The sequence below is a fragment of the Bacillus sp. GB_SG_008 genome (genome assembly GCF_052038115.1).
GTDB classification, from domain to species: domain Bacteria; phylum Bacillota; class Bacilli; order Bacillales; family Bacillaceae_G; genus Bacillus_A; species Bacillus_A rhizoplanae.
Window position 1 is genome coordinate 426,859 of record NZ_JBPZSK010000003.1, and the last position, 21,745, is coordinate 448,603.

Annotated in this window: 20 protein-coding genes; 6 read left to right on the forward strand and 14 right to left on the reverse strand. The window is 36.7% G+C overall.

Translation table 11 applies throughout. The annotated features are described in order from the left end of the window. The first annotated feature begins 11 nt into the window (after nucleotides 1-11). Complete coding sequence (locus ACTDJC_RS09940; protein WP_440603266.1) at nucleotides 12-818, forward strand: TerC family protein; 807 nt, start codon at nucleotides 12-14, stop codon at nucleotides 816-818. Nucleotides 819-1,032: 214 nt separating this feature from the next. Then, nucleotides 1,033-1,881 (forward strand): formate/nitrite transporter family protein, encoded by an 849-nt coding sequence (locus ACTDJC_RS09945; RefSeq protein ID WP_098310909.1) that lies wholly within the window; start codon nucleotides 1,033-1,035, stop codon nucleotides 1,879-1,881. A gap of 172 nt (nucleotides 1,882-2,053) precedes the next feature. Here ACTDJC_RS09945 and ACTDJC_RS09950 read toward each other — a convergent pair whose 3' ends face one another. The 9 genes from ACTDJC_RS09950 to ACTDJC_RS09990 form a co-directional block, all read right to left on the reverse strand. Next, the gene (locus ACTDJC_RS09950; RefSeq protein WP_440603267.1) at nucleotides 2,054-2,368 is read right to left on the reverse strand and encodes a cyclic-phosphate processing receiver domain-containing protein; all 315 of its coding nucleotides are present in this window, start codon (nucleotides 2,366-2,368) and stop codon (nucleotides 2,054-2,056) included. Between the two features lie 12 nt (nucleotides 2,369-2,380). Next, nucleotides 2,381-3,097 carry a prepilin peptidase gene (locus ACTDJC_RS09955; protein WP_440603268.1) on the reverse strand — a complete coding sequence of 239 codons (717 nt, stop codon included), beginning with the start codon at nucleotides 3,095-3,097 and terminating at the stop codon, nucleotides 2,381-2,383. 111 nt (nucleotides 3,098-3,208) lie between these two features. Next, nucleotides 3,209-3,919 (reverse strand): LutC/YkgG family protein, encoded by a 711-nt coding sequence (locus ACTDJC_RS09960; protein ID WP_098310912.1) that lies wholly within the window; start codon nucleotides 3,917-3,919, stop codon nucleotides 3,209-3,211. Next, nucleotides 3,919-5,340 (reverse strand): LutB/LldF family L-lactate oxidation iron-sulfur protein, encoded by a 1,422-nt coding sequence (locus tag ACTDJC_RS09965; protein ID WP_098310913.1) that lies wholly within the window; start codon nucleotides 5,338-5,340, stop codon nucleotides 3,919-3,921. Before ACTDJC_RS09965 ends, ACTDJC_RS09960 begins: the two co-directional genes overlap by 1 nt. Nucleotides 5,341-5,358: 18 nt before the next feature. Then, on the reverse strand, nucleotides 5,359-6,075 hold the full coding sequence (locus ACTDJC_RS09970; RefSeq protein WP_098310914.1) for a (Fe-S)-binding protein: 717 nt from the start codon (nucleotides 6,073-6,075) through the stop codon (nucleotides 5,359-5,361). A gap of 174 nt (nucleotides 6,076-6,249) precedes the next feature. Then, entirely contained in the window at nucleotides 6,250-6,939 is a 690-nt protein-coding gene (locus ACTDJC_RS09975; protein WP_255258176.1) for a FadR/GntR family transcriptional regulator, read from the reverse strand. A gap of 306 nt (nucleotides 6,940-7,245) precedes the next feature. Beyond that, nucleotides 7,246-8,637: a sensor histidine kinase gene (locus ACTDJC_RS09980; protein ID WP_440603269.1), complete on the reverse strand. Its 1,392-nt coding sequence runs from the start codon at nucleotides 8,635-8,637 to the stop codon at nucleotides 7,246-7,248. Between the two features lies 1 nt (nucleotide 8,638). Beyond that, nucleotides 8,639-9,310: a response regulator transcription factor gene (locus ACTDJC_RS09985; RefSeq protein ID WP_429709121.1), complete on the reverse strand. Its 672-nt coding sequence runs from the start codon at nucleotides 9,308-9,310 to the stop codon at nucleotides 8,639-8,641. Further along, the gene (locus ACTDJC_RS09990) at nucleotides 9,307-10,278 is read right to left on the reverse strand and encodes a YncE family protein (protein WP_253629027.1); all 972 of its coding nucleotides are present in this window, start codon (nucleotides 10,276-10,278) and stop codon (nucleotides 9,307-9,309) included. Before ACTDJC_RS09990 ends, ACTDJC_RS09985 begins: the two co-directional genes overlap by 4 nt. A gap of 138 nt (nucleotides 10,279-10,416) precedes the next feature. Between ACTDJC_RS09990 and ACTDJC_RS09995 the strand changes: the two genes are divergently transcribed. The 4 genes from ACTDJC_RS09995 (at nucleotide 10,417) to ACTDJC_RS10010 (ending at nucleotide 15,776) form a co-directional block, all read left to right on the forward strand. After that, nucleotides 10,417-11,532 carry a CdaR family transcriptional regulator gene (locus ACTDJC_RS09995; RefSeq protein ID WP_440603270.1) on the forward strand — a complete coding sequence of 372 codons (1,116 nt, stop codon included), beginning with the start codon at nucleotides 10,417-10,419 and terminating at the stop codon, nucleotides 11,530-11,532. Between the two features lie 121 nt (nucleotides 11,533-11,653). After that, on the forward strand, nucleotides 11,654-13,066 hold the full coding sequence (gene glcD / locus ACTDJC_RS10000) for a glycolate oxidase subunit GlcD (RefSeq protein WP_098310920.1): 1,413 nt from the start codon (nucleotides 11,654-11,656) through the stop codon (nucleotides 13,064-13,066). After that, complete coding sequence (locus ACTDJC_RS10005) at nucleotides 13,063-14,394, forward strand: (Fe-S)-binding protein (RefSeq protein WP_440603271.1); 1,332 nt, start codon at nucleotides 13,063-13,065, stop codon at nucleotides 14,392-14,394. The genes glcD and ACTDJC_RS10005 overlap by 4 nt, the downstream gene beginning before the upstream one ends. A gap of 452 nt (nucleotides 14,395-14,846) precedes the next feature. Then, on the forward strand, nucleotides 14,847-15,776 hold the full coding sequence (locus ACTDJC_RS10010) for a CAP domain-containing protein (protein WP_440603272.1): 930 nt from the start codon (nucleotides 14,847-14,849) through the stop codon (nucleotides 15,774-15,776). 166 nt (nucleotides 15,777-15,942) lie between these two features. On the opposite strand, the gene ACTDJC_RS10015 is transcribed toward ACTDJC_RS10010, so the two are convergent. The 5 genes from ACTDJC_RS10015 to ACTDJC_RS10035 form a co-directional block, all read right to left on the reverse strand. Then, nucleotides 15,943-16,863: an RluA family pseudouridine synthase gene (locus ACTDJC_RS10015; RefSeq protein ID WP_440603273.1), complete on the reverse strand. Its 921-nt coding sequence runs from the start codon at nucleotides 16,861-16,863 to the stop codon at nucleotides 15,943-15,945. A 149-nt stretch (nucleotides 16,864-17,012) separates the two neighbouring features. Next, nucleotides 17,013-17,429: a histidinol dehydrogenase gene (locus ACTDJC_RS10020; RefSeq protein WP_098310924.1), complete on the reverse strand. Its 417-nt coding sequence runs from the start codon at nucleotides 17,427-17,429 to the stop codon at nucleotides 17,013-17,015. A gap of 108 nt (nucleotides 17,430-17,537) precedes the next feature. Then, nucleotides 17,538-19,733, reverse strand: coding sequence for an MMPL family transporter (locus tag ACTDJC_RS10025; RefSeq protein WP_440603274.1), 2,196 nt, complete (start codon nucleotides 19,731-19,733; stop codon nucleotides 17,538-17,540). Nucleotides 19,734-19,942: 209 nt separating this feature from the next. After that, nucleotides 19,943-20,590, reverse strand: coding sequence for a phosphatase PAP2 family protein (locus ACTDJC_RS10030; protein WP_440603275.1), 648 nt, complete (start codon nucleotides 20,588-20,590; stop codon nucleotides 19,943-19,945). Between the two features lie 59 nt (nucleotides 20,591-20,649). Further along, nucleotides 20,650-21,702 (reverse strand): polyamine ABC transporter substrate-binding protein, encoded by a 1,053-nt coding sequence (locus ACTDJC_RS10035; protein ID WP_098310927.1) that lies wholly within the window; start codon nucleotides 21,700-21,702, stop codon nucleotides 20,650-20,652. Nucleotides 21,703-21,745: the final 43 nt, after the last annotated feature.

Genomic DNA, 21,745 nt, shown 5'->3' on the forward strand with positions numbered 1-21,745 from the left:
GGAGAATGTAAATGGATCTATCTTTATTATTGGAGTATGGTTGGGTATTACTTATTTTAGTTGTTTTGGAGGGAATTTTAGCAGCAGATAACGCACTCGTCCTTGCTATTATGGTAAAACATTTACCTGAAGAAAGACGTAAAAAAGCCTTATTTTATGGGCTTGCAGGAGCCTTTGTATTTCGCTTTGGATCGCTGTTTATAATTTCATTTCTTGTCGATGTATGGCAAGTACAAGCGATTGGTGCCATCTATTTAATGTTTATTGCTGGTAACCATCTTGTAAAAACTTATGTAAAAAAGAATGCAGCACACGAAGAAACAGAGAAAAAAGAGACAGAGAAAAAACAAGAAAACTTTTGGTGGACTGTATTTAAAGTAGAGGTTGCTGATATTGCGTTTGCTATTGACTCTATTTTAGCGGCTGTTGCATTAGCTGTGACATTACCGAAAACAAATCTTGGTACGATTGGTAGCCTCGATACAGCACAGTTTTTCGTTATTTTCGCAGGTGGTATGATTGGATTAATCATTATGCGCTTTGCCGCATCTGCTTTCGTAAACTTACTGAAACGTAAACCTGGGTTGGAAACTGCTGCATTCACGATTGTAGGTTGGGTTGGTGTGAAATTAGCGGTTCATACGTTGGCTCACCCTGCATTAGGTGTGATTCCACATGAATTCCCAGAATCAGCTACTTGGAAAATTATATTTTGGACTGTATTGCTTGGAATTGGTACATGTGGCTGGTTCTTATCAAAAGAAACAACGCCAAATGTACAACAAGATTCGAAAAAATATAACGAAAAAGCGCTGTAATTTCAGCGCTTTTTCCTTTTTCTTTGAAAATGACCGAACTTTCTTAATCATTGAAAACACACTATATTATATAACATAAATGTTAACGCTTTCATTAAAATCATGTCCTTTTTGTGAAATATTGCACAAACTTATTGAAAGTATGAACAAATACGTGTACTTTATTCATATCAAGAGTATTTATAAACGATGGATTAAAGGAGCGTAATGACTTATGCTAGAACAAGGAGTAGCTTACCTTGTGCAGCTTGCAAAGAAGAAAAAACAAATGCTAGATAACAATCCAATGCAATATTTTCTTCGTGCTGCACTTGCTGGTATCTATATTGGTTTTGTTATTGTACTATGTTTTAAATTAGGGAATTTCTTTCATGATGCACATTCACCCGCAACTTATTTAGCATCTTCCATGTTTTTTGGAATCGCACTCATTTTAATTCTTTATGGCGGTGCTGAATTATTTACAGGAAATACAATGTATTTCACAGTTGCAACTTTGCGAAAAGAGACAACGATTGGTGATACATTACGTAACTGGGGTGCTTGTTATGCAGGTAACTTAGTAGGGGCAATATTTTTTGCAGCACTCTTCTATGCGACTGGTATTTTTGAAACGATTAGTCACAATCACTTATTAAATGAAGTTGTCGGAGGAAAGATGGGCGCATCAACAATGCATCTATTTTTTAAAGGTATTTTATGTAACTGGCTCGTTTGTCTTGCATGTTTCCTTCCTTCTCAAGTAAAGGGAGATACAGCAAAAATACTTACGATAATGCTTATTGTCTTTACATTTTTCTTATCTGGATATGAACATAGCATCGCAAATCTATCACTATTTACAATTGCTTTAGTATCACCACACCCTGATACAATTTCTTTTGCGGGTGCAATTCATAACTTAATTCCAGTTACAATTGGGAATATTATTGGCGGATCGGTGTTTGTCGGCATGGTCTATCATTATTTGACTATAACAAAAAGTAACCCAGAATCTACAGAAGATGGAATCATTTCCACACAAACTGAAGAAATTATTCCATTACAAGTACATGTAAAATAAAATTTTAATCAGTGGAAGGTCTTCATTCCCCACTGATTATTAGCTGAACTACTCAAGCACATACCAGCAGTTATCCCCTACTACCTTCTTTACTTTCGCTGAATTTTGAGGTAGGGGTATTACTGATGAACATCAAAAATATGCATTCCAATCAACTTGGAATGCATATTTTTTAATAACTCCCGACGCATTTTATTATAATAGACGCAGAAATTTCTCCTGATTCTTTTCCTTTTTGTATTCGATTTAACATATAATGTTGTCCAATCGTATCATTCGTATGTAAATGAATTTTCTCTACATGTAAGCCTTCCTTACAAAATATATCTATGAAATACAATCCGTTTTTTTGCCGCAATCCCATATTATAATCGAGCGATAACGTATGTACCCTATTATTCCGAACAAAATTCAGCGCCTGCTCGACTGTGGTAGCTAGCATAAAGCCAGCTGGACACGGCCTTTGATCATCCATATATACGTTCATCTAATCCCTCCTCTACATACACATACTATATGAACATACTGTTCCAAGCGCAATAAATGGTGCAAAAGGAAGCGGTTCTTTATAAGTCATGCGCCGAATAATAACAGAAATAGTAAGAAAGCAAAGACCAAATAATGAAGAGAAACAAAGTGACAGTAGTATTGCTTTTGTTCCAACTACAAATCCAAGTAAAATGAGCAATTTTACATCTCCACCGCCAATACCTGCTGGATGAATTACTTGAATAATATATAAGAACACAAACATAACCGCTGCTCCCAGTAATCCATCCCACCATGGGGAAAGTGGTATAAAAAAACGCTCTATTACAAATAGCCCTGCAAAAAAGAATAAAATACGATTTGGAATTACCATATAGAGAAGATCTGTGATGGTAACAATGAAAAGAAGTGATAATAGAGTCCAAACAATAATAAGCTGCTCACTAGGACCGATAAAATACGCTGTAAAGAAAAACGATATACCTGCAATACCCTCAAATAGCGGATGAAAAGGTGAGATTTTTATATCACAATGTGTGCACCGTCCTTTTTGTATACAAAATGATACAATAGGAATCAACTCTTTTACTTGTAATACATAATGACAATGCGAACAGTGTGAGCGCGGTTTTATAATGGAATAACCGAGTGGAATACGATAGGCAACGACTTGATAAAAAGAACCTAGTATCAAGCCAACGAAAAAAGCATATGCATAAAATAGCATTTCGCCATCTCCTTTCGCACCTAATATAGCAAAAAAGTTGAACATGTTGTATTTTCAAAAACTTATCTTTATCTATAAAAAAACAGACCTTTACTAGGCCTGTTTTTCCATTTATACAACAAAATAAAATGCTTTTAATGGTCCATGTACACCAACGACAAGGTTCATTTCAATGTCAGCAGAGTTACTTGGTCCTGTAATAAAGTTAATACAAGAAGCTGGTGCTTCCCCATTTTCTACACGTGTATTTAAATCATGTACCGCTTGTGTAATACGCGGTACTAATGTTTCACGTGGAATAATAGCTACGTAAATAGTTGGCAAGAAGTGTAGTGAACGCCCTCTTCCTTTATGACTTTGCACTACAATTGTACCAGATTCCGCTAACGTATAATCACTAAACGAAATTCCGATATTTGCTTTTTCCGCTAACTTCATGTTTTCATCTTTCTTCTCGGGATCCCAAGTATTCACTTCTACGTTTTCGCCTGGAAGTTCCGCTCCAAACAGTTGTTGTAATCCATACTCTTCAAAACGATCATCTTGAGATAACATAATTGGCCCGCCGCCATTTTCTGTGATAACTTTCTTGATCGCTGCACTTAATTCATCTCTATTCGTTTCAATGACAGTCGTATGAATGTTGTTACATTGTTTCTTAAATACTTCTAATAGTTCTTCTTGTGAGTAATCGTTTAACGTCTCTAAATTCACATTATTTTTCCATTTAGGGCGCTGTACACCTTCTGTTTTACGCTCACGTCCAAGTTGTTTTGCGACATTCTCTAAAAATGAATCACGATTTTGAATCGTTCCTGCCATTAGTTATTCCCGCCTTTCTTATGCTCTTTATACCAATCACGGAACCTTTCTTTGCTTGGAGCTGGGAATTCGCGAATCTCCGTCCAATTTTTAAGCGGTCCCACACCTTTAGAAACGCGGTTTCCAGATGTGAATGGGCTCATTGCAGCCGGCGCCATTTTAGATCCCATTTTGTATAAAGCAGCAGAAGAAGCACCCATACTAAACATCTTCATCGCAAGCTTTTCTGCAAGCGGTGCACGTCCTTCTTTTTCCACAATTACTTGACGATGTTTTAATAACAAGTCATGTAATGGAATTTTTACCGGACAAGCTTCTGTACATGCTCCGCATAAACTAGACGCATATGGAAGTTCTTTATAATCATCATATCCACCTAAAAGCGGTGTTAATACCGCACCAATTGGACCTGAATAAATTGATCCGTAAGAGTGACCACCAACATGACGATATACAGGACATACATTCACACATGCCGCACAGCGAATACATTGCAGCACTTGACGGAATTCAGAACCTAAAATTTCAGAACGACCATTATCTACAACAACTAAATGGAACTCTTCAGGTCCATCTACTTCGTCTTCTTGAATTGGTCCTGCTACTGTTACATAACTTGTTAGCTTTTGACCAACAGCACTACGGCAAAGTAAACCAACAAGAACATCAAGCTCTTCCATTGTTGGAACCATACGTTCCATACCCATTACTGCAATTTGCGTTTTCGGGATAGACATCACAAGGTCTGCGTTACCTTCATTTGTTACTAAACAAAGAGAACCTGTATTAGCAACTGCAAAGTTACATCCTGTTACGCCAATTTCTGCATCCATAAATTTTTCACGAAGAATTTTACGAACGAATTTCGTCATTTCATATGGATCATCAGAGTTTTCATATCCTAATTTTTCTTTAAACACACCTTGAATTTGCGTTCTATTTTTATGAAGTGCTGGTGCAACAATGTGAGATGGTGGATCATTGTCTACTTGTAAAATGTATTCCCCTAAGTCACTCTCAACGACCTCACAGCCGATTTCTTGAAGTACATGGTTCATACCGATTTCTTCTGTTACCATTGATTTTGATTTAACTACTTTTTTCGCTTGTTTCTTTTCAGCTACTTGTTTAATATACTCAGCTGCTTCTTCCTTCGTTTTCGCAAAGAAAACATGGCCGCCTCGTTTTGATACATTTTCACTCAGCTGCATTAAATAATAATCTAAATTTTCTAGCGTATGCTGACGAATTTGTTCACCAAGGTCACGCCACTCTTCCCAGTTTCCTAATTCATCAGCTGCCTCTAAACGTTTTGTGTATAGACGCGTTTGTGCAGACGATACTGCTCCGCGCATAAATGAATCTTGAAGATTTTCGCCAACACGATCATTAAATTTTTTATCACTAGTTTTCATAGACATAGCTTACTTCCCCCTCCATCAGCGGCTATTCAATACTTCAGCAATATGCATCACTTTTACATTTTTTCCTAAACGCTCGATACGCCCGCCAATGTTTAACAAACACCCACAGTCTGCTCCAATTAAATAATCTGCTCCAGTTTCCATGACACTGTCGACTTTTTCATCTACCATTTGCTCAGAAATTGGTGTCATTTTTACTGAGAACGTTCCCCCAAAACCGCAACAATTTTGTACATTTGGTAGTTCTTTCACTTCTAGACCTTTCACATTTGATAGTAAAATGCCTGGAGCTTCTTTTACTCCTAGTAAACGTGTCATATGACAAGATTTATGAACCGTTGCTACGCCATCCAAGCGGGCACCAACGTCAGTAACTTTTAACACATCAACAATAAATTGTGTCAGTTCATATGTTTTTTCAGCTACTTTTTTCGCACGTGGTCCCCATTCTGGATCATCTTTAAATACGTGTGGATACTCGTGAAACATTGTCGCACAAGAACCAGAAGGTGTAACGATATACTCAGCGTTTTCAAATGTGCTAATCATATGCTTCATTGCTTCTTTTGCTGCTTCTACGTGGCCGCTATTGTAAGCTGGTTGTCCACAACAAACTTGCGCTTCTGGAAATTCAATTTCACAACCTAATCGCTCTAAAATTTCAACCGTTGCTTTGCCGACATTTGTTTCAAACATATCGACTAAGCATGTAACAAATAATGTAACTTTCATATTATAGTTCCCCCTCATTTCAACTCAGCCAACAATCATATGGTCATCAGATGACTTAGTAAAAAGAAAGAAGCGAAACATAAACTGCTCATGTTCATTCTTTCTTCTATTTAGAAAACGCTTACTTATTCTTTCTCTATTTTATCAAAAAAATAAAATTTTGAAAGTACAATATTACGAATTTGTTTTCTCGATGCCTGTGACCATACATTCCACATTCGTTAGGTGATCTTGCATCGCTTGCTGCGCTGCTTCAATATCATTCTCTAACACTGCTTCATAAATTTTTCGATGCTCTTCTAGAAGTCTTTCTGCTGTTGTTTGTTCACCATATAAAATAATTCGTCTTGTTTCACCAATTGCTTCAGCGATCATTTCAGAAACATGGTTCATCAATTCTAACAAAATATTGTTGTGTGAAGCTTCTGCAATTGCCATATGGAAATGAAAATCTGCTTTTTCACCAGCATTTTCATCTCCTACGCTTTTTTGCATCTCATCTAACCAATGCTGCATATTGTGTAAATTTTCTTCTGTACGTTTTACTGCCGCCGCACGAGCCGCTCCTACTTCAAGCACTTTCCGTACTTCCAATAAATTCACAATATCCTCTTGTTTCATTAATAGAGTTGTATTTAATGACGCTGTTAAAGAAGATGGATCGAAATTCTTCACATACGTGCCTTCCCCTTGTTTCATCTCAATTAAGCCCATTGCTCGCAAGGCACTTAACGCTTCGCGCACAGCAGATCTGCCAACTTGAAACTGCTCTGCCAATTGATGAACAGGAAGAAGTTTGTCACCAGGCTTTAGTGTACCATTTTTAATCATTGCTAAAATGGCTTCCGATACTTCTTCGTAAATTTTTTTCGGCTTAATAGATTTGTATTCCAGTTGTATCACCCCAGTATCATCCAAACAACAATGACAACAATTTATCCCGCGCTAACGGGCAGTAGGACTCCCACCTCAAGATTCTGAGAAGTCAAAGAAGATAGGCGAGAGATAACTGCTAGCATGCGCCAGATTCGTTCAACTAACCATCGGCAGGAAGATAAACCGTCTCCCCACTGCTGTAAGTTTCACTTTATATAGAAAATAGCATCCATATCTATTTTAGAACTAAATACACAGAAGTACAAACATTTTGTTCATAAAATGGACAAAAATTTATTCCGAAGAGATAATTGGTAAATAAATCGAAATTTTCGTTCCTCTGCCTTCTTCACTTTCAATATGCCACGTTCCGCCGTGAATGTGCACAATTTGTTTTACAATCGCAAGTCCTAGTCCCGTTCCACCATTATGGCGGCTTCTTGCTTTATCGACTCGGTAAAAACGTTCACCCAGTTTTTCAAGATGTTCCGGACCAATGCCAATCCCGGTATCTATGATTTGCAATTTACATTGCCCTGCCTGTTGTTCTAATTGCACATAAATAGCACCTTTTTCACCTGTATAGCGAATAGCATTATCTAATACATTATGAAGCACTTGTTGCATCCTATCTTCATCAATATTGACAATAATATCTGGATCAAGAGTTGTATGCAGTACAATTTGTTTTTCAATCACTTGTAATTCATACGTCTCTAGTACATCTTCAATTAACTGCGCAAATACAATAGGCTGCTTTTTAAGAGGAAAACGCTCTCCTTCAAGCTGTGCTAAATCCAGCAAGTCATGAACAAGCCGTTGCATACGCCCTGCTTCTTTATGAACAAGCTGGGTGAATTTTAATTGCTGCTCTCCTTTTGCTACTCCATCAATAATCGCTTCACTATATCCTTTAATATAACTAAGCGGAGTTCGAAGCTCATGTGACACATTTGCTAAAAATTCTTTTCGCTGCACATCCTCTTCTTCTAATGAACTTGCCATCTTATTGAACGCTTTGCCAAGTTTTCCAATTTCATCTTCTGATGAAATCGTAATCCGCTGCGAAAAATCTCCTTTTGCCATATGATGTGCGACCCGTTCCATTTGTGAAAGCGGCTTTGTAATTGTAATGACAATCTTTCGTCCAATCCATATAGTTAGCACAATCATTACAAGGGCAAGAGGAGCTAAAATGAGTCCCATTTCATAAATTAAATCTTTAATGCTCTTTAAAGGAAGATAAGAATATACAATGCCAACTAGCTTTTTATTGTCTAACACAGGAATAACGACACCCATAATGTTACGATGAAAGTGTTCTTCATACCCAATCTTCGTAATCGTATTTCCTTCTAGTAATGTTTGTCGGTCATTCTCACTAATAATTGAATTGTAATGAACATCAAATGGAAGACATGCACTTAAATCACGCGGATTGCTAACAAACAGTACATCTGCGCTCGCAATTTTATCGAATGATTTTACCTTTTCTTCAAATACATCTACGGGCTCATCTGCTCTATATTGCGCCACAAGACGATTTCCCTCTGCTTTTAATGTCTCTTCAATATTTTGAACATATAATTTCTCATACGAATACAGCGAGACAAAATATAAAAACGAAACTGTTACACACACAGCACATGCAACTGTAAGCCATAACTTTTGTACCATCGTAAGCATCTTACACCTCAAATTTATAGCCTACGCCCCAAACAGTTTGAATACAATTCCCCTGTTCTTTAAGCTTTAAGCGCATTGTTTTCACATGTGTATCAACTGTTCGAGTGCTGCCAGCGTAATCATAGCCCCAAACTTTTTCAAGCAATTGCTCTCGGCTAAATACTTGGCCATTATGTTGACAAAGAAAATAAAGTAAATCAAATTCTTTAACAGTTAATGAAATACTCTCATTTTCTATTTCAACGCGGCGACTTTTCTCATTAATTACAATCGGTCCAAATTCCATCTCTTCTTGCTCTTCATATTTCGTATATCTCCTTAATACCGCTTCCATACGTGCAATTAACTCTCCTGGGCTAAATGGTTTCACAATATAATCATCTGCCCCCGTCCGCAGTCCATTTACACGATTCCACTCTTCCCCTTTTGCTGTCAAAAAGATAATTGGAATATCTGATGTTTTTCGGATTTCTTTACATACCGCAATCCCATCCATTTCTGGCATCATGATATCTAAAATAACAAAATCAAAGTCTTCTGTTTCCAGTATGTGCAGTGCCTGTTTTCCATTTTGAGCTTCTTTCCACTCATAACCAAAGTTGTCTAAATACATACCAACAAGCTGCCTCATATCACTTTCATCATCAACAAGTAATACTTTATACTTACTCATTTCTTCTCCCCTACTCTTTGCACAAATTGAAATGGCCCTTTACCAACCGAAATCGTCTGTTTTATTTTCATTTCGTTTAAATCTACAACGTACACTTCATCACTATCATAGCTCGCAACATACCCTTCATTGCCAATTTGCCAAAATGCAAATGGATTCGACCCTACTTCAAGAGAATCTACTTCTTTATACGTTTTTCCATCGAACTTTCTCAGCGTGCTAGATCCGTGGCTAAGTACATAAATAAATTGTTGATCTGCAGACAAGTTAATTGGCATAAATGGTGCATCTAACGATTGAAGCATTTCGCCATCTTCGAGAGAATACTCAAGTACTTTTTCATTTACTTGTTTACCGTCACCGTGTCCACCAATAAAGATGTCCTTTCCATCTTTGCTAAGAACCGCACCAGTTGAAGCCGGCGGAATCATAAAAGAGTTCACAACCTTTTTTTGTTTCACATCAATGCTAGACAATTTCGTATCATAAAAATTGAGAACATATAACATCTTATTATGTTGCACCATGGTAAGCGGGCCTTTCCCCACCGAAATACTCTCTTTTTCTTTTCCATCGGTTGTGAAAATACGAATTTTTTGCTGATTTTGATCCGCTAGGAACAATTCTTTTCCATTTTCAGATAATAAGATGTTTGCTATTCCTTTTCCTGTATTCCATTTCTCAAGCTGCTTTCCATCTTTTAAAGAATACACATATATATAATCTAGTTGCTTACCATACACAAGCAAACGATTCCCGTCTGGTAACAACGTTGTTCCCATAATAGGTTCATTTAAATGCCACGTTGTAATTGTTTTTTTCGTATCAGTATCAATAAAGCTAATACTTCCTTCTTTTATATTTGTCGTAATGAGAAGATCCCTTTTTGGATCAATAGACTGATAAGCCCCTCCCTTACACCCTGTAAGTAATAGTACGATACAAAGTGAAATAAACCACTTTTTCAAAAGATTACCTCCATTATGGACAGTTTCGATATACTTGTAAAATAGCAAATAATTGTGAGGAAAGTGTGAAATCTTTTTTCTTTATCATAATCACTATATAATGGTAAAACAAATATAAAAATAGTGGGTGTTAAAAGTATGCTATTTCCCGATCTAGCAAATAAAATTGTCCGTGAAGTACGAAGACTCATTACCGAAAATATTATCATTATTGACATAAACGGAACAATTATCGCAAGTACAGACCAGGAAAGGCTTGGAAGCTTTCACGAAGGAGCTCTTCGCTGTGCGGAGCAAAAAAGGACGGTAATTATTACAAATGAAGATGAACAGAGCCTATGCGGCGTAAAAGCAGGCATCAACCTCCCTCTCCTCTTTCACGATGAAGTGATTGGTGTAATTGGAATTACAGGAGATCCTGAAAATATTTCACAGTACGGAGAAATATTACGGAAAATGACTGAGCTATTAATTCACGAAAACTATTTTGTAGAACAATTAGAACTTGAACAACGCTCATACGAAGCATTCGTATTTGATTGGCTCCAAGGTACTGATTGGTCCTCTAGCTTCTTAGACCGCGCAAAAACCCTTGGAATTGATTTACAAAAAAATAAACAACTCATTTTACTTTCATATAATCAAGATGATTCGATGCTCCAGCGGAAAATTTGGCAACATATACGCAACCTTTTACCAAAACAAGACTTGTTTGTACGCTGGGGCAACGACCGCTTTATTTTATTTCAGTCGTTTAAAACAAAAAAAGAAACATTTCAATTTTTAAAGCGATTAAAATATGAATGTGAAACATTATTTCCTATTATATTAAGCATCGGTATTGGACAAGCAGTTGCACCAAGTGAGATGCACCACTCTTATGAACAAGCACTCCGAGCACTTACTGTTTCTCAAAAAACGACAGACATTGTTTTTAATGAAGATTTGCGCTTAGAAATGTGTCTTCAGGATATTACTCCCCGTACGCGTGAAGCATTTTTACAACGCACCATTCATAAACTTCATACAGAAACTGAATTGATTGAAACATTGCGTTTATTTATCGAAAACAATCAATCGTATAAACAAACAGCGGAAATACTTCATATTCATATCAATACATTGCATTACCGCTTAAAAAAAATTGAAGAACACACCGAATTAGATCCAAAGCAAATAAAGGATTTAGTCATTTTATATTTCGCCCTACTCTTATTAGATAATCATCCAAAAAAAGAAGGGAAAATAGGATAATATTTGTTTATTCACACATAGCGGGAGCCCCCGCTTTTTTTTATCATAAAAATAGAAAAACACTGTGACAAAGTTTGTATTCGAAAAAACTTTGCATAACAGTTTGAGGGGGATTTTCAGTATGTTAAAACAACAAATTGTTGATGCACTCGTATCCATTGTTGGTAAAGAGAATGTAGATACGTCTAACATGGGACGTTTAACGTATAGTTACGATGCGACTCCAAACTTTCAGGCAATGCCAGATGCCGTTGTCGCACCTCGTAATACGCAAGAAGTAGCAGAAGTTTTAAAAATATGTAACGAACATAAGATTCCTGTATACGTACGCGGCTCTGGAACGAATCTTTGCGCAGGAACTTGTCCGCTAGAAGGTGGAATCGTCCTTATTTTCCGCCATATGAATCGCATTTTAGAAATTGATGAAGAAAATTTAACAATTACAGTGCAAGCTGGTGTCATTACATTAGATATTATTAAAGCTGCTGAGGAAAAAGGATTATTTTATCCACCAGATCCAAGCTCGATGAAAATTTCAACAATCGGGGGAAACATTAATGAAAATTCTGGTGGTTTACGCGGTTTAAAATACGGGGTAACGCGTGATTATGTCATGGGACTTGAAACAGTTCTACCAAATGGTGATATTATTCGCACAGGTGGAAAATTAGCAAAAGATGTAGCTGGCTATGATTTAACACGTTTATTTATTGGATCTGAAGGAACACTTGGCGTTGTAACAGAAGCAATTCTAAAGCTTGTTCCAATGCCAGAAACGAAAAAAACAATGCTAGCTTTATATCAAGATATTAATGAAGCTGCACGTGCTGTTTCTGCGATTATTGCAAACAAAATTATTCCCGCAACATTAGAATTTTTAGATCAACCGACCATTGAAGTCGTAGAAGAATTTGCTCAAATCGGCTTACCAACAGATGTAAAAGCCGTTCTGCTCATTGAACAAGATGGTTCTCCGGAAGTAGTAAACCGTGATATTGAAAAGATGGCAAACATTTGCCGTTCTCTTCATGCTGTTGATGTTCGCGTTGCAAAAGATGAAACAGAAGCAGATGCACTTCGCACAGCACGCCGCAGTGCGCTATCTGCATTAGCACGATTAAAACCAACAACAATTTTAGAAGATGCAACAGTGCCTCGTTCGCAAATTGCGCCGATGGTCGAAGCAATTAATGAAATTGCAAAAAAATATAACATTCCCATTTGTACATTTGGTCATGCTGGTGACGGTAACCTCCACCCTACTTGTATGACAGATGCTCGTAATGAAGAAGAAATGCACCGTGCGGAACAAGCCTTTGCGGAGATCTTCGCAAAAGCGATTGAACTTGGCGGCACCATTACAGGTGAACATGGCGTTGGTGCGATGAAGGCTCCTTACTTAGAGCTAAAGCTTGGTAAAGAAGGCATTGCTGCGATGAAAGCTATTAAGCAAGCATTTGATCCAAACAATATTATGAATCCTGGTAAAATGTTTGCAAAAGACTCTCGTAAAAGAGTGGTGGCTCAGCAATGACTACATTAAATACAAGGCAAATTCAAAAAGAATTTAAAGAACGTTTAAATGAAGATGAACTGCTGAACTGTATGCGCTGCGGCTTTTGTTTACCAACATGTCCAACCTACATTCAATCTGGGTTTCAAGAATCACACTCTCCGCGCGGACGCATTGCGTTAATGAAAGCAGTCGTTGATGGCTTAATTGAACCAGATGAAGACATAGAAAACACGCTAAATGTTTGTCTTGGCTGCCGCGCTTGTGAACCCGTTTGTCCATCGGGCGTTAATTATGGACATTTATTAGAAGAAGCACGTGATATTATAAATCAAAACAAAACATTCTCTATCCCAGTCAAAGCTGTTCGTAAAATTGTCTTTGAAGGGTTATTCCCTCATCAAAATCGTATGCGGACATTAACAGGACTGATTGGGTTTTATCAGCGTTCCGGCTTACAAACATTCACACATAAAACAGGGATTATGAAGTTATTCCCTCAAACATTAGCAACAATGGATCTCGTTCTTCCAAAAGTACCAAAAATGAAAGAAATGAAAAATCGACCTGAATTTTTATCAGCAAAAGCAGTAACGAAAAAACGTGTTGCTTTCTTTACTGGCTGTTTAATGGATACAATGTTCTTAGAAACAAATAATGCAACGATGAAACTATTGCAAATTGCTGGTTGTGATGTTGTCATTCCAAAAGATCAAAATTGCTGCGGGGCCCTGCACGGCCATGCTGGTGAAAAGAGCGGTGCAAAAGAGCTTGCGAAGAAAAACATTCAAGCATTTGAAGACTTAAAAATTGATTATATTATTACAAACGCTGGTGGCTGCGGAGCCTATTTAGTTGATTACGACTATTTATTAAAAGATGATCCAGAATGGGCAGACCGTGCAAAACAATTTGTTGCGAACATTAAAGATATTTCTTCTATATTAGTAGAATTAGATTTTCATAAACGCACCGACTTACGTCTGCCACCGCAAGTCATTACGTATCAAGATTCTTGTCATTTACGAAACGTGATGCGTACATCTTCTGAACCTCGCAAGCTATTACAAGCGATTCAAGGCGTAACTTATAAAGAAATGAAAGATGCCGATCGTTGCTGTGGTTCAGCTGGTATTTATAATATTGTACATTCTGAACTATCAATGGAGTTTTTAGACTACAAAATGGAACGAGTTCATGAAACCGAAGCAACAACAATTGTAACAGCAAATCCTGGCTGTTTATTACAAATGAAACTTGGTATTGAACGTGAGGGTCTTTCTCATAAAATGCAAGGAGTTCATATTGTAGACTTATTACTTGAAGCAGTAACACAAAAAGAACGATAATTTTAAATGAAAGACGGACGTACCTTTCTCTATTAAAGATACGCCCGTCTTTTTTATCGTCTACAACATTAAAAGTATGTTACTGTATCGTAAAAAAGAACGACAAAAAGATTACAATTACGTAAAAAAGCATCCATAATATTCCTCGTTACTCCTCTATAAATGCTGATGTTATCCCTTTTCTCTTCCTCTTCACCGGAAGTTATATCCAATTTATCTTTTATTTCTCCTCAGAAAAAATACTGTCTATTCCTTATACCATCTAGTATTTCGGCATTTGTTCTTTCTCTAAAATCTAGGATAAAAAAGGAAATCTCATAACCTATGAATTTTTTTCCAACCTTTTTTCGACAAAATCTGTGCTACGATGAATTTGTCAGTCAAACAGGCCGACAAAAATAAAATCTGTGTGATAACAGTTTCATAAACTTTTACATAGGGGGACAATTATAATGAAAAAACGTGTTTTACTATCTGTAGCAGCAGCAACTGCTCTTACATTTGGATTAGGAACAAATGGTGCGAAAGCAGAAACAGTGCAACCATCACCAATTAAAGTTCAAAATATTTCGCAATCTCCATTTTTCATGCAACATATGAATCAACAAGACTTCCAATCTTTCTTAACATCTCTTTTAAACTCATATGCAAAATGGAATCCAGGTGCTTTTCAACCAGGTAACTGTGTAATTCCTGGACAACCAACTAACGTAACTATTACAACTCCTTGGGGAGATGTTGTAATTACAAACCCAATTAATAACAACGAAACAAATACACCTGCTGATAAACCAGCTGATAACAACCCAGCTAATAAGCCTGCTGATAAACCAGCTGAGAAGCCTGTTGAGAAGCCTGCTGAGAAGCCTGCTGAGAAGCCTGCTGAGAAGCCTGCTGATAAACCAGCTGATAACAACCAAGCAACTAAACCTGCTGATAAACCAGCTGATAACAACCAAGCTAATAAGCCTGCTGATAAACCAGCTGATGACTCAAAAGGTTCATTAAGCGCATTTGAGCAAAAAGTTGTTGATTTAACAAATGCTGAACGTGCAAAACAAGGTTTACCAGCATTAAAAGTAGACACTGAGTTAAGCAAAATGGCACGTGTTAAATCAGAAGATATGCAAAAAAATCATTACTTCGATCACACTAGCCCAACATACGGTTCTCCGTTTGATATGATGAAACAGTTTGGTATTTCATACAGATCTGCTGGTGAAAATATTGCACAGGGACAACAAACTCCAGAAGAAGTTGTACAAGCTTGGATGAATAGTGCAGGTCACCGTGCAAATATTTTAAATAGCGGATACACGCACATCGGTGTTGGTTACGTAGAAAACGGAAACTACTGGACACAAGAATTTATTTCAAAGTAAGCATAAAATGAAACTTTAATCAGTGGGGGTTCTCCCCACTGATTATTTGTTCAACCAATTAGCAGTTTATCTCCTATCTAACTTCTTTGCTTTCTGCTGAATTTGGAGTTTTAGGATTACTGCCTGCAAATAGCGGAATAAATAGAGCCTTCTAAAAAGGCTCTATTTATTTTGTATACATATAAGAATGTAATATATGAGAAAAGTCATGAGGAAGAGGTATATCTACGTCAATTTGACGTTTTGTAATCGGATGTAACATTGAAATGTGAGCAGCATGTAATGCTTGGCGAGAAAGTAGCTTTGTCTTACCTCCATACAATACATCGCCGACCAGTGGATGACCGAGATAACTCATATGAACACGTATTTGATGTGTTCTTCCCGTTTCTAATTGAACTTTAACGAGTGTTACATTGCTCTCTTTTGAATATTGCACGACCTCATAATGCGTTACAGCACGATCACCTTTTGGAGAAACACGGCGCCTCGATGCATGGTGACGATCTCGTCCAATTGGAGCATCGATTGTGCCCCGCTTCTTTTGTACTTTCCCTTCAACAAGTGCCATATATGTTCTCTTAATTTTGCGTTCCATCAATAATCGATCCATAATCACACCAGCTAATGCATGCTTTGCAAAAACGACTCCGCCTGTTGTATCCTTATCTAGCCGGTGAATGTGACGTACCTTTGTTTCAATTCCTTGCATTTGCAAATGAAATGCTACATAGTTTGCTAATGTCCCTGTCCCGCCTTTACTTGCAGGATGCGTATCTACTTGTATTGGCTTGTTAACAATCAATACATGATCATCTTCATATATGATTTCTATATCATAAAACTCTGGTTCCACGTCATACTCCTCTTGCATGAACATATGAACTTGCAATTTATCTCCTTCTTGCAGTTGTTCACTCCAGCGTTTTCCTTCTCCATTAACAAGAATGCTTTTTTCCATACGATAGTGATGTAATAATTTTTTCGGAACTTGCCATTCTTCTTTCAAAATAGAATCAATCGTTCGTCCCTCCCATACAGAAGGAACCGTAATCTCACACCATTCTCCCATTTTCTTTACTTTCATATAATCACCTTATTTCTATTAATCCTCTTATTGTAACGGAAAATCCCTACTAACGCATAGTTAAAAAGACAGTTCAACAATTATTGAACTGTCCGTAAAAGCACGATTGCTTCAACTACCATCAGAACTCTACTGATGCTAATTGAACTTTATGCACGAAGTTTTTTTATCTCCTGCAACATTTCTTCGGCTTTTCTTTCATATGATAAGTCCTTAAAAAATTCAGCTAGTTTCTTGTAATCATTATAAGCATCTAATAATTGATCTATCGTCTCATGATTACATTTTTTCCGCGGTGTTTTCATTTTAACAGGATAACGATACTCACCTATATCATGAATTTTATAATACTCCTCCTCTACTTGAATAACTTTCACAAGCTCATCTTCTTCCGCATCTAGCGTGTACCCATCAAACTCTCGCAGTAGTTCATAAATAATATGTGTCCATTCATCCTTTGGATAAAAACCTTTTTCTAACCGATAGCCGACAATGCGATACATATGCCCATCATTTTCTGCAAATTGTACAGTATCATTCAATTTAAATTTAAAATAACGAAACATTGTCTTCACCCACTCTTATATGTAATTTCCTTATCTCATACTATTCGCTAAAAGGGTGGGAGGCTATTCATACAAATAGCTCTCACCATATAAGATGAGAGCTATTTTTCAATGCATTTCTTTCTGTTTCTTCTTCCTAAATGGGAGCCACCAGTTCCACTCACCAAACATTTTCATTAAACTCGGTACAAGGATTAATCGAATAATTGTTGCATCAAGAAATATCGCTAGCGCAACGCCAAGTCCCATTTGTTTCACTGGCAAAATATCAGTAAAAGCAAATGCACCTGTAACAACAATCATAATCAGTGCGGCTGATGTAATAATTCGGCTCGTTGACACTAATCCCTCTAATGTTGCATAATCATTATCTCTTGTCTCCTCGTATAATTCATGAATACGTGAAATAAGAAATACTTCATAGTCCATACTTAATCCAAATACTAACCCGAAAATAAAGATCGGTAATACAAATAATACTGAGCTCTGTTCTAATCCAAAATGGCCTCCTTCAAAGAGCCAAATGACAATTCCAATTGTCGCACTTAAACTAAGCACATTCATCACAATTGCTTTAATCGGTATAAGCAACGAACGAAATGCTAGCAATAAAATCAGAAATGTTGAAGCGAAAATAACAGACATACCAACAACAACTTTATTTTTAATCTCATCTTCTAGTTCTTGTTGAAATGTTGTCATTCCACCTAAATAATACGTTATACCTTCCGTTTTATAGTTTTCTTTAAAATCTCGCACCCATTGCTTTGCCTCTTCTGTTCTTGGCTTTGTATCTAAAACAATTTCAATTGTTGTCTTATTATCTTTCACATACGCCTCTAATACTGGCTCTACTTGCGCACGACTTGGCGATTGCAGCATTGCTGACAGTTGTTCTGCAGACATATTTCCAAGCTGCTCATATAGACTCTTTACTTCATATACATTTTTATCATTCTTTAACTTCTGCACAACCTTTTGCAACGTTTGTAAATTTTCTTTTTCTGTTACATTTCCTTTTGTTTCAACAACAAGTGTTACATCTGCATGAGTTTTTACCATTTTATTAAACGCGTCTTCATAACGTTCATAGGCAATGCGCGCTTCACTTTTCTCAGGTAATGATTCTACACCAGGGAACTGTAAATCTGCACTGCGCAGCGGTAATAAACAAATAATAATAAATGTAAATACAGCAACTGTCATCACAATCGGATACTTCATTACAAACTGTGCAAATTTACGCCACATTGGTGCTGTACGATGAACATTTTGGTTCTTTCCTATTAAACGTTTCCCCATTAATGCTAACAATGCTGGGAGCATCGTTAAAGAAAATAAAATACTCATTACTACAACAATCATCCCACTAATTGCGACAGATTGAATATAATCAATTTTGAAAAAGAATAAACCAGATAAACCAACAAATACACATAAACCTGAGAAAATAATTGCACGACCAGCCGTTTGATATGTAACTATAATTGCTTCTTTAACAGAACGATGTGCAAGCTCTTCTCGAAAACGATTCACAAATAAAAGAGCAAAATCAATGGATAAAGCAAGCCCAATCATCGGCGCCACGTTTAGTACAAAAATAGAAAGTTCCTTTTGTTCTCCGATAAAATATAAAATCCCCATCGTACTAATAACACTTAGCGCTCCGTTTAAAATAGGCAAAATAGATGCAAACAAGCTACCAAAAGAAAGCAATAATACAAGAAAAGCAATTGGCAAACCAATCATCTCTGCTACTTTCAAATCATTTTGTGTTCTTGTATTTATTTCATCATTAATGACTGGATATCCAGTTGGAGACACTTTTACTTCCCCGTTACTTTCTCTTTGAATCTCCTTTGCAAAGTCTAATGTTTTTTCTTTCCTCTCTTTACTTGTTTTCCCGGAAAATAAAATGGTTGCATAAGCAATATCATCCTGTAACATTGCTTTGTTTTCTATAGGATGATGAAAAGAATCGTATGTTTCTTCTTTTTGAATTTTTTTTACAATCTCATCAATTCTCTCTGTAAATCTTTGCTGAGACACACCTTGTTCTTTTTGAAAGACAAGCAGGAGCGTATCTTGTGACTGTTTAAAGTCTTTCTCTAATATCCCTTTTGTCGTTTGATAATCGCCTTCCGTTTGAAATCCATCCCCGCCTAATACCCCTGGAAGCTTCGGTGCAAATATGCCAAGTGTCACAGCTAGCAATACTAATAGAGCAATCGTTGTATAGCGAAATCGATATAAGAACGCTCCAACCTTTCCCCATGCATCTACTTTATGTACAGTTGTTTTCACCAAATATCACCTATCCCTCTTCTCCATTCTATGTCTTAGTGTATCATATCCATTCTCCAGCTCGTAAAGTGAAACTTCCATCAGTAGGGGCTTTTTTCATCCCCCATCTAGCTTCTTCGATTCTCTCTCAATCTTGAGGTGGGGGTCTTACTGCCCGCGAATAGCGGGATAAAAAAAGCTATCCTTTTAACCAAAAGGATAGCCTTTTTTTAACGTTCCTGATTCGTTTGAAAACGAGCTGAAAATAAGCGATGTAAGTAAATCGTGATAATAAGTAATATACCACCCATACAATAACCAGCTAAAACATCAGTCGGATAATGTACAGATAAAATGATGCGACTTAGTCCAATTAAGACAATGAATACAATTGCCAATATCGTTACAAAGCATTTCCCTACTGCACTTTTTACGTTTGCTGCGATGATATAAGCAAGAAATCCATACGTAACAATCACTAACATCGCATGTCCACTCGGAAAGCTATATCCAAGTGCATCTAGCGCCTCATTTATATTCGGACGATCTCTTTTTACAATGGATTTGATAAGCTTATTAATAAGATTCGTACTAATAATAGAAAGAGGATATATTACCATCGCTACGTAATAACGCTTCTTCCAAAAAAAGAAAAGACTTACTACTAGCACACTTACAATTCCAATTTCAGAACCGAGTTTTGTAAAATAACGAAAAAATGAAAGCGATGCTTCCGTTTGAAATCCCTTTACCATCGTTCTCACATATTCATCAACTATCGTTACTCCGCCTGAACGTACTTTCCATGCAATGATACTAAATAATCCAAGCAAAAGTATGATGCACATCATCTCATACATATGTAATTTCTTTTTCAACCTTCAGTTCCCCCTGCTATAAAAAAACGCGATTTCCGCTAAGAAATCGCGTTTTTTTATTACTTCCCTTTTCCTGTCTTTAGTTCTGTCCAGTAACGATCATAATCTTTTAATTTCCCATCCACATCGACAAGCCATTCTGTACGACTTAACTCTTCTGGTGTTAAGAAAATCATACGATTCTCTTGATATTCTTTACTATGAAGAGAACGAGCTTTTTCATTTGGATTACTATATCCAATGGATTCATAGTTTTTCACACTGACTTTTGGATCCATTAAGTAGTTAATAAACTTCTCTGCAAGCTCTTTATGTTTTGCACCTTTTGGAATCGCTAATGTATCTGCCCAAATTGTTCCGCCTTCTTTTGGAACTACGTAACCAACATCTTTATTCTCTTTTGCAATAAACGCTGCATCTCCAGACCATACTGTACCAATCCATGCTTCTTCTGTAATGAAATTTTGCTTAATATTATCTGTATCAAACGCTAATACATTTGGTAATAATTTTTGAATATCCGTGAAAGCTGTTTTTAATTCAGCATCATTTTGCGTACTATTTGAAAATCCATTTTTCTTAAGTCCCATACCAAGCACTTCACGAGAATCATTTAATAACTCTACGTGACCTTTATATTTTTCATCCCAAAGATCACTCCAACTTGTTGGCGTTTCTTTCACATATTTTTTATTATAAGCAATCCCTGTTACGCCCCATGTATAAACAATAGAATACTTATTTTCCGGATCAAACGGAGGCGTTTTAAAGTTCGAAACAAGATTTTCTACATTCGGAATGTTCTTTTTATCTAACGGCTCTAACAAATTCATGTTTACCATTGTTTTTACCATATAATCAGACGGTTGAATTAAATCATACTGTGCACCGCCTGCTTGTAATTTTGCAAGCATTTCTTCATTACTTGCATACTTATCATAGTTCACTTTAACGTTATACTTTTTTTCAAAGTCTTTAATAACTTGCTCATCAAAGTTATCAGCCCAGCTGTAAATATTTAATTCCTCTTTCTTTTCACCGCATCCTGCTAACACTCCAGCGGTAATTCCGAAAGTAAGTACTGTACTGGCAGCTACTTTCATCCATTTCATTTGCATTCCCTCCTGAATTTGAGCTTAATAGATGCAACCTGTA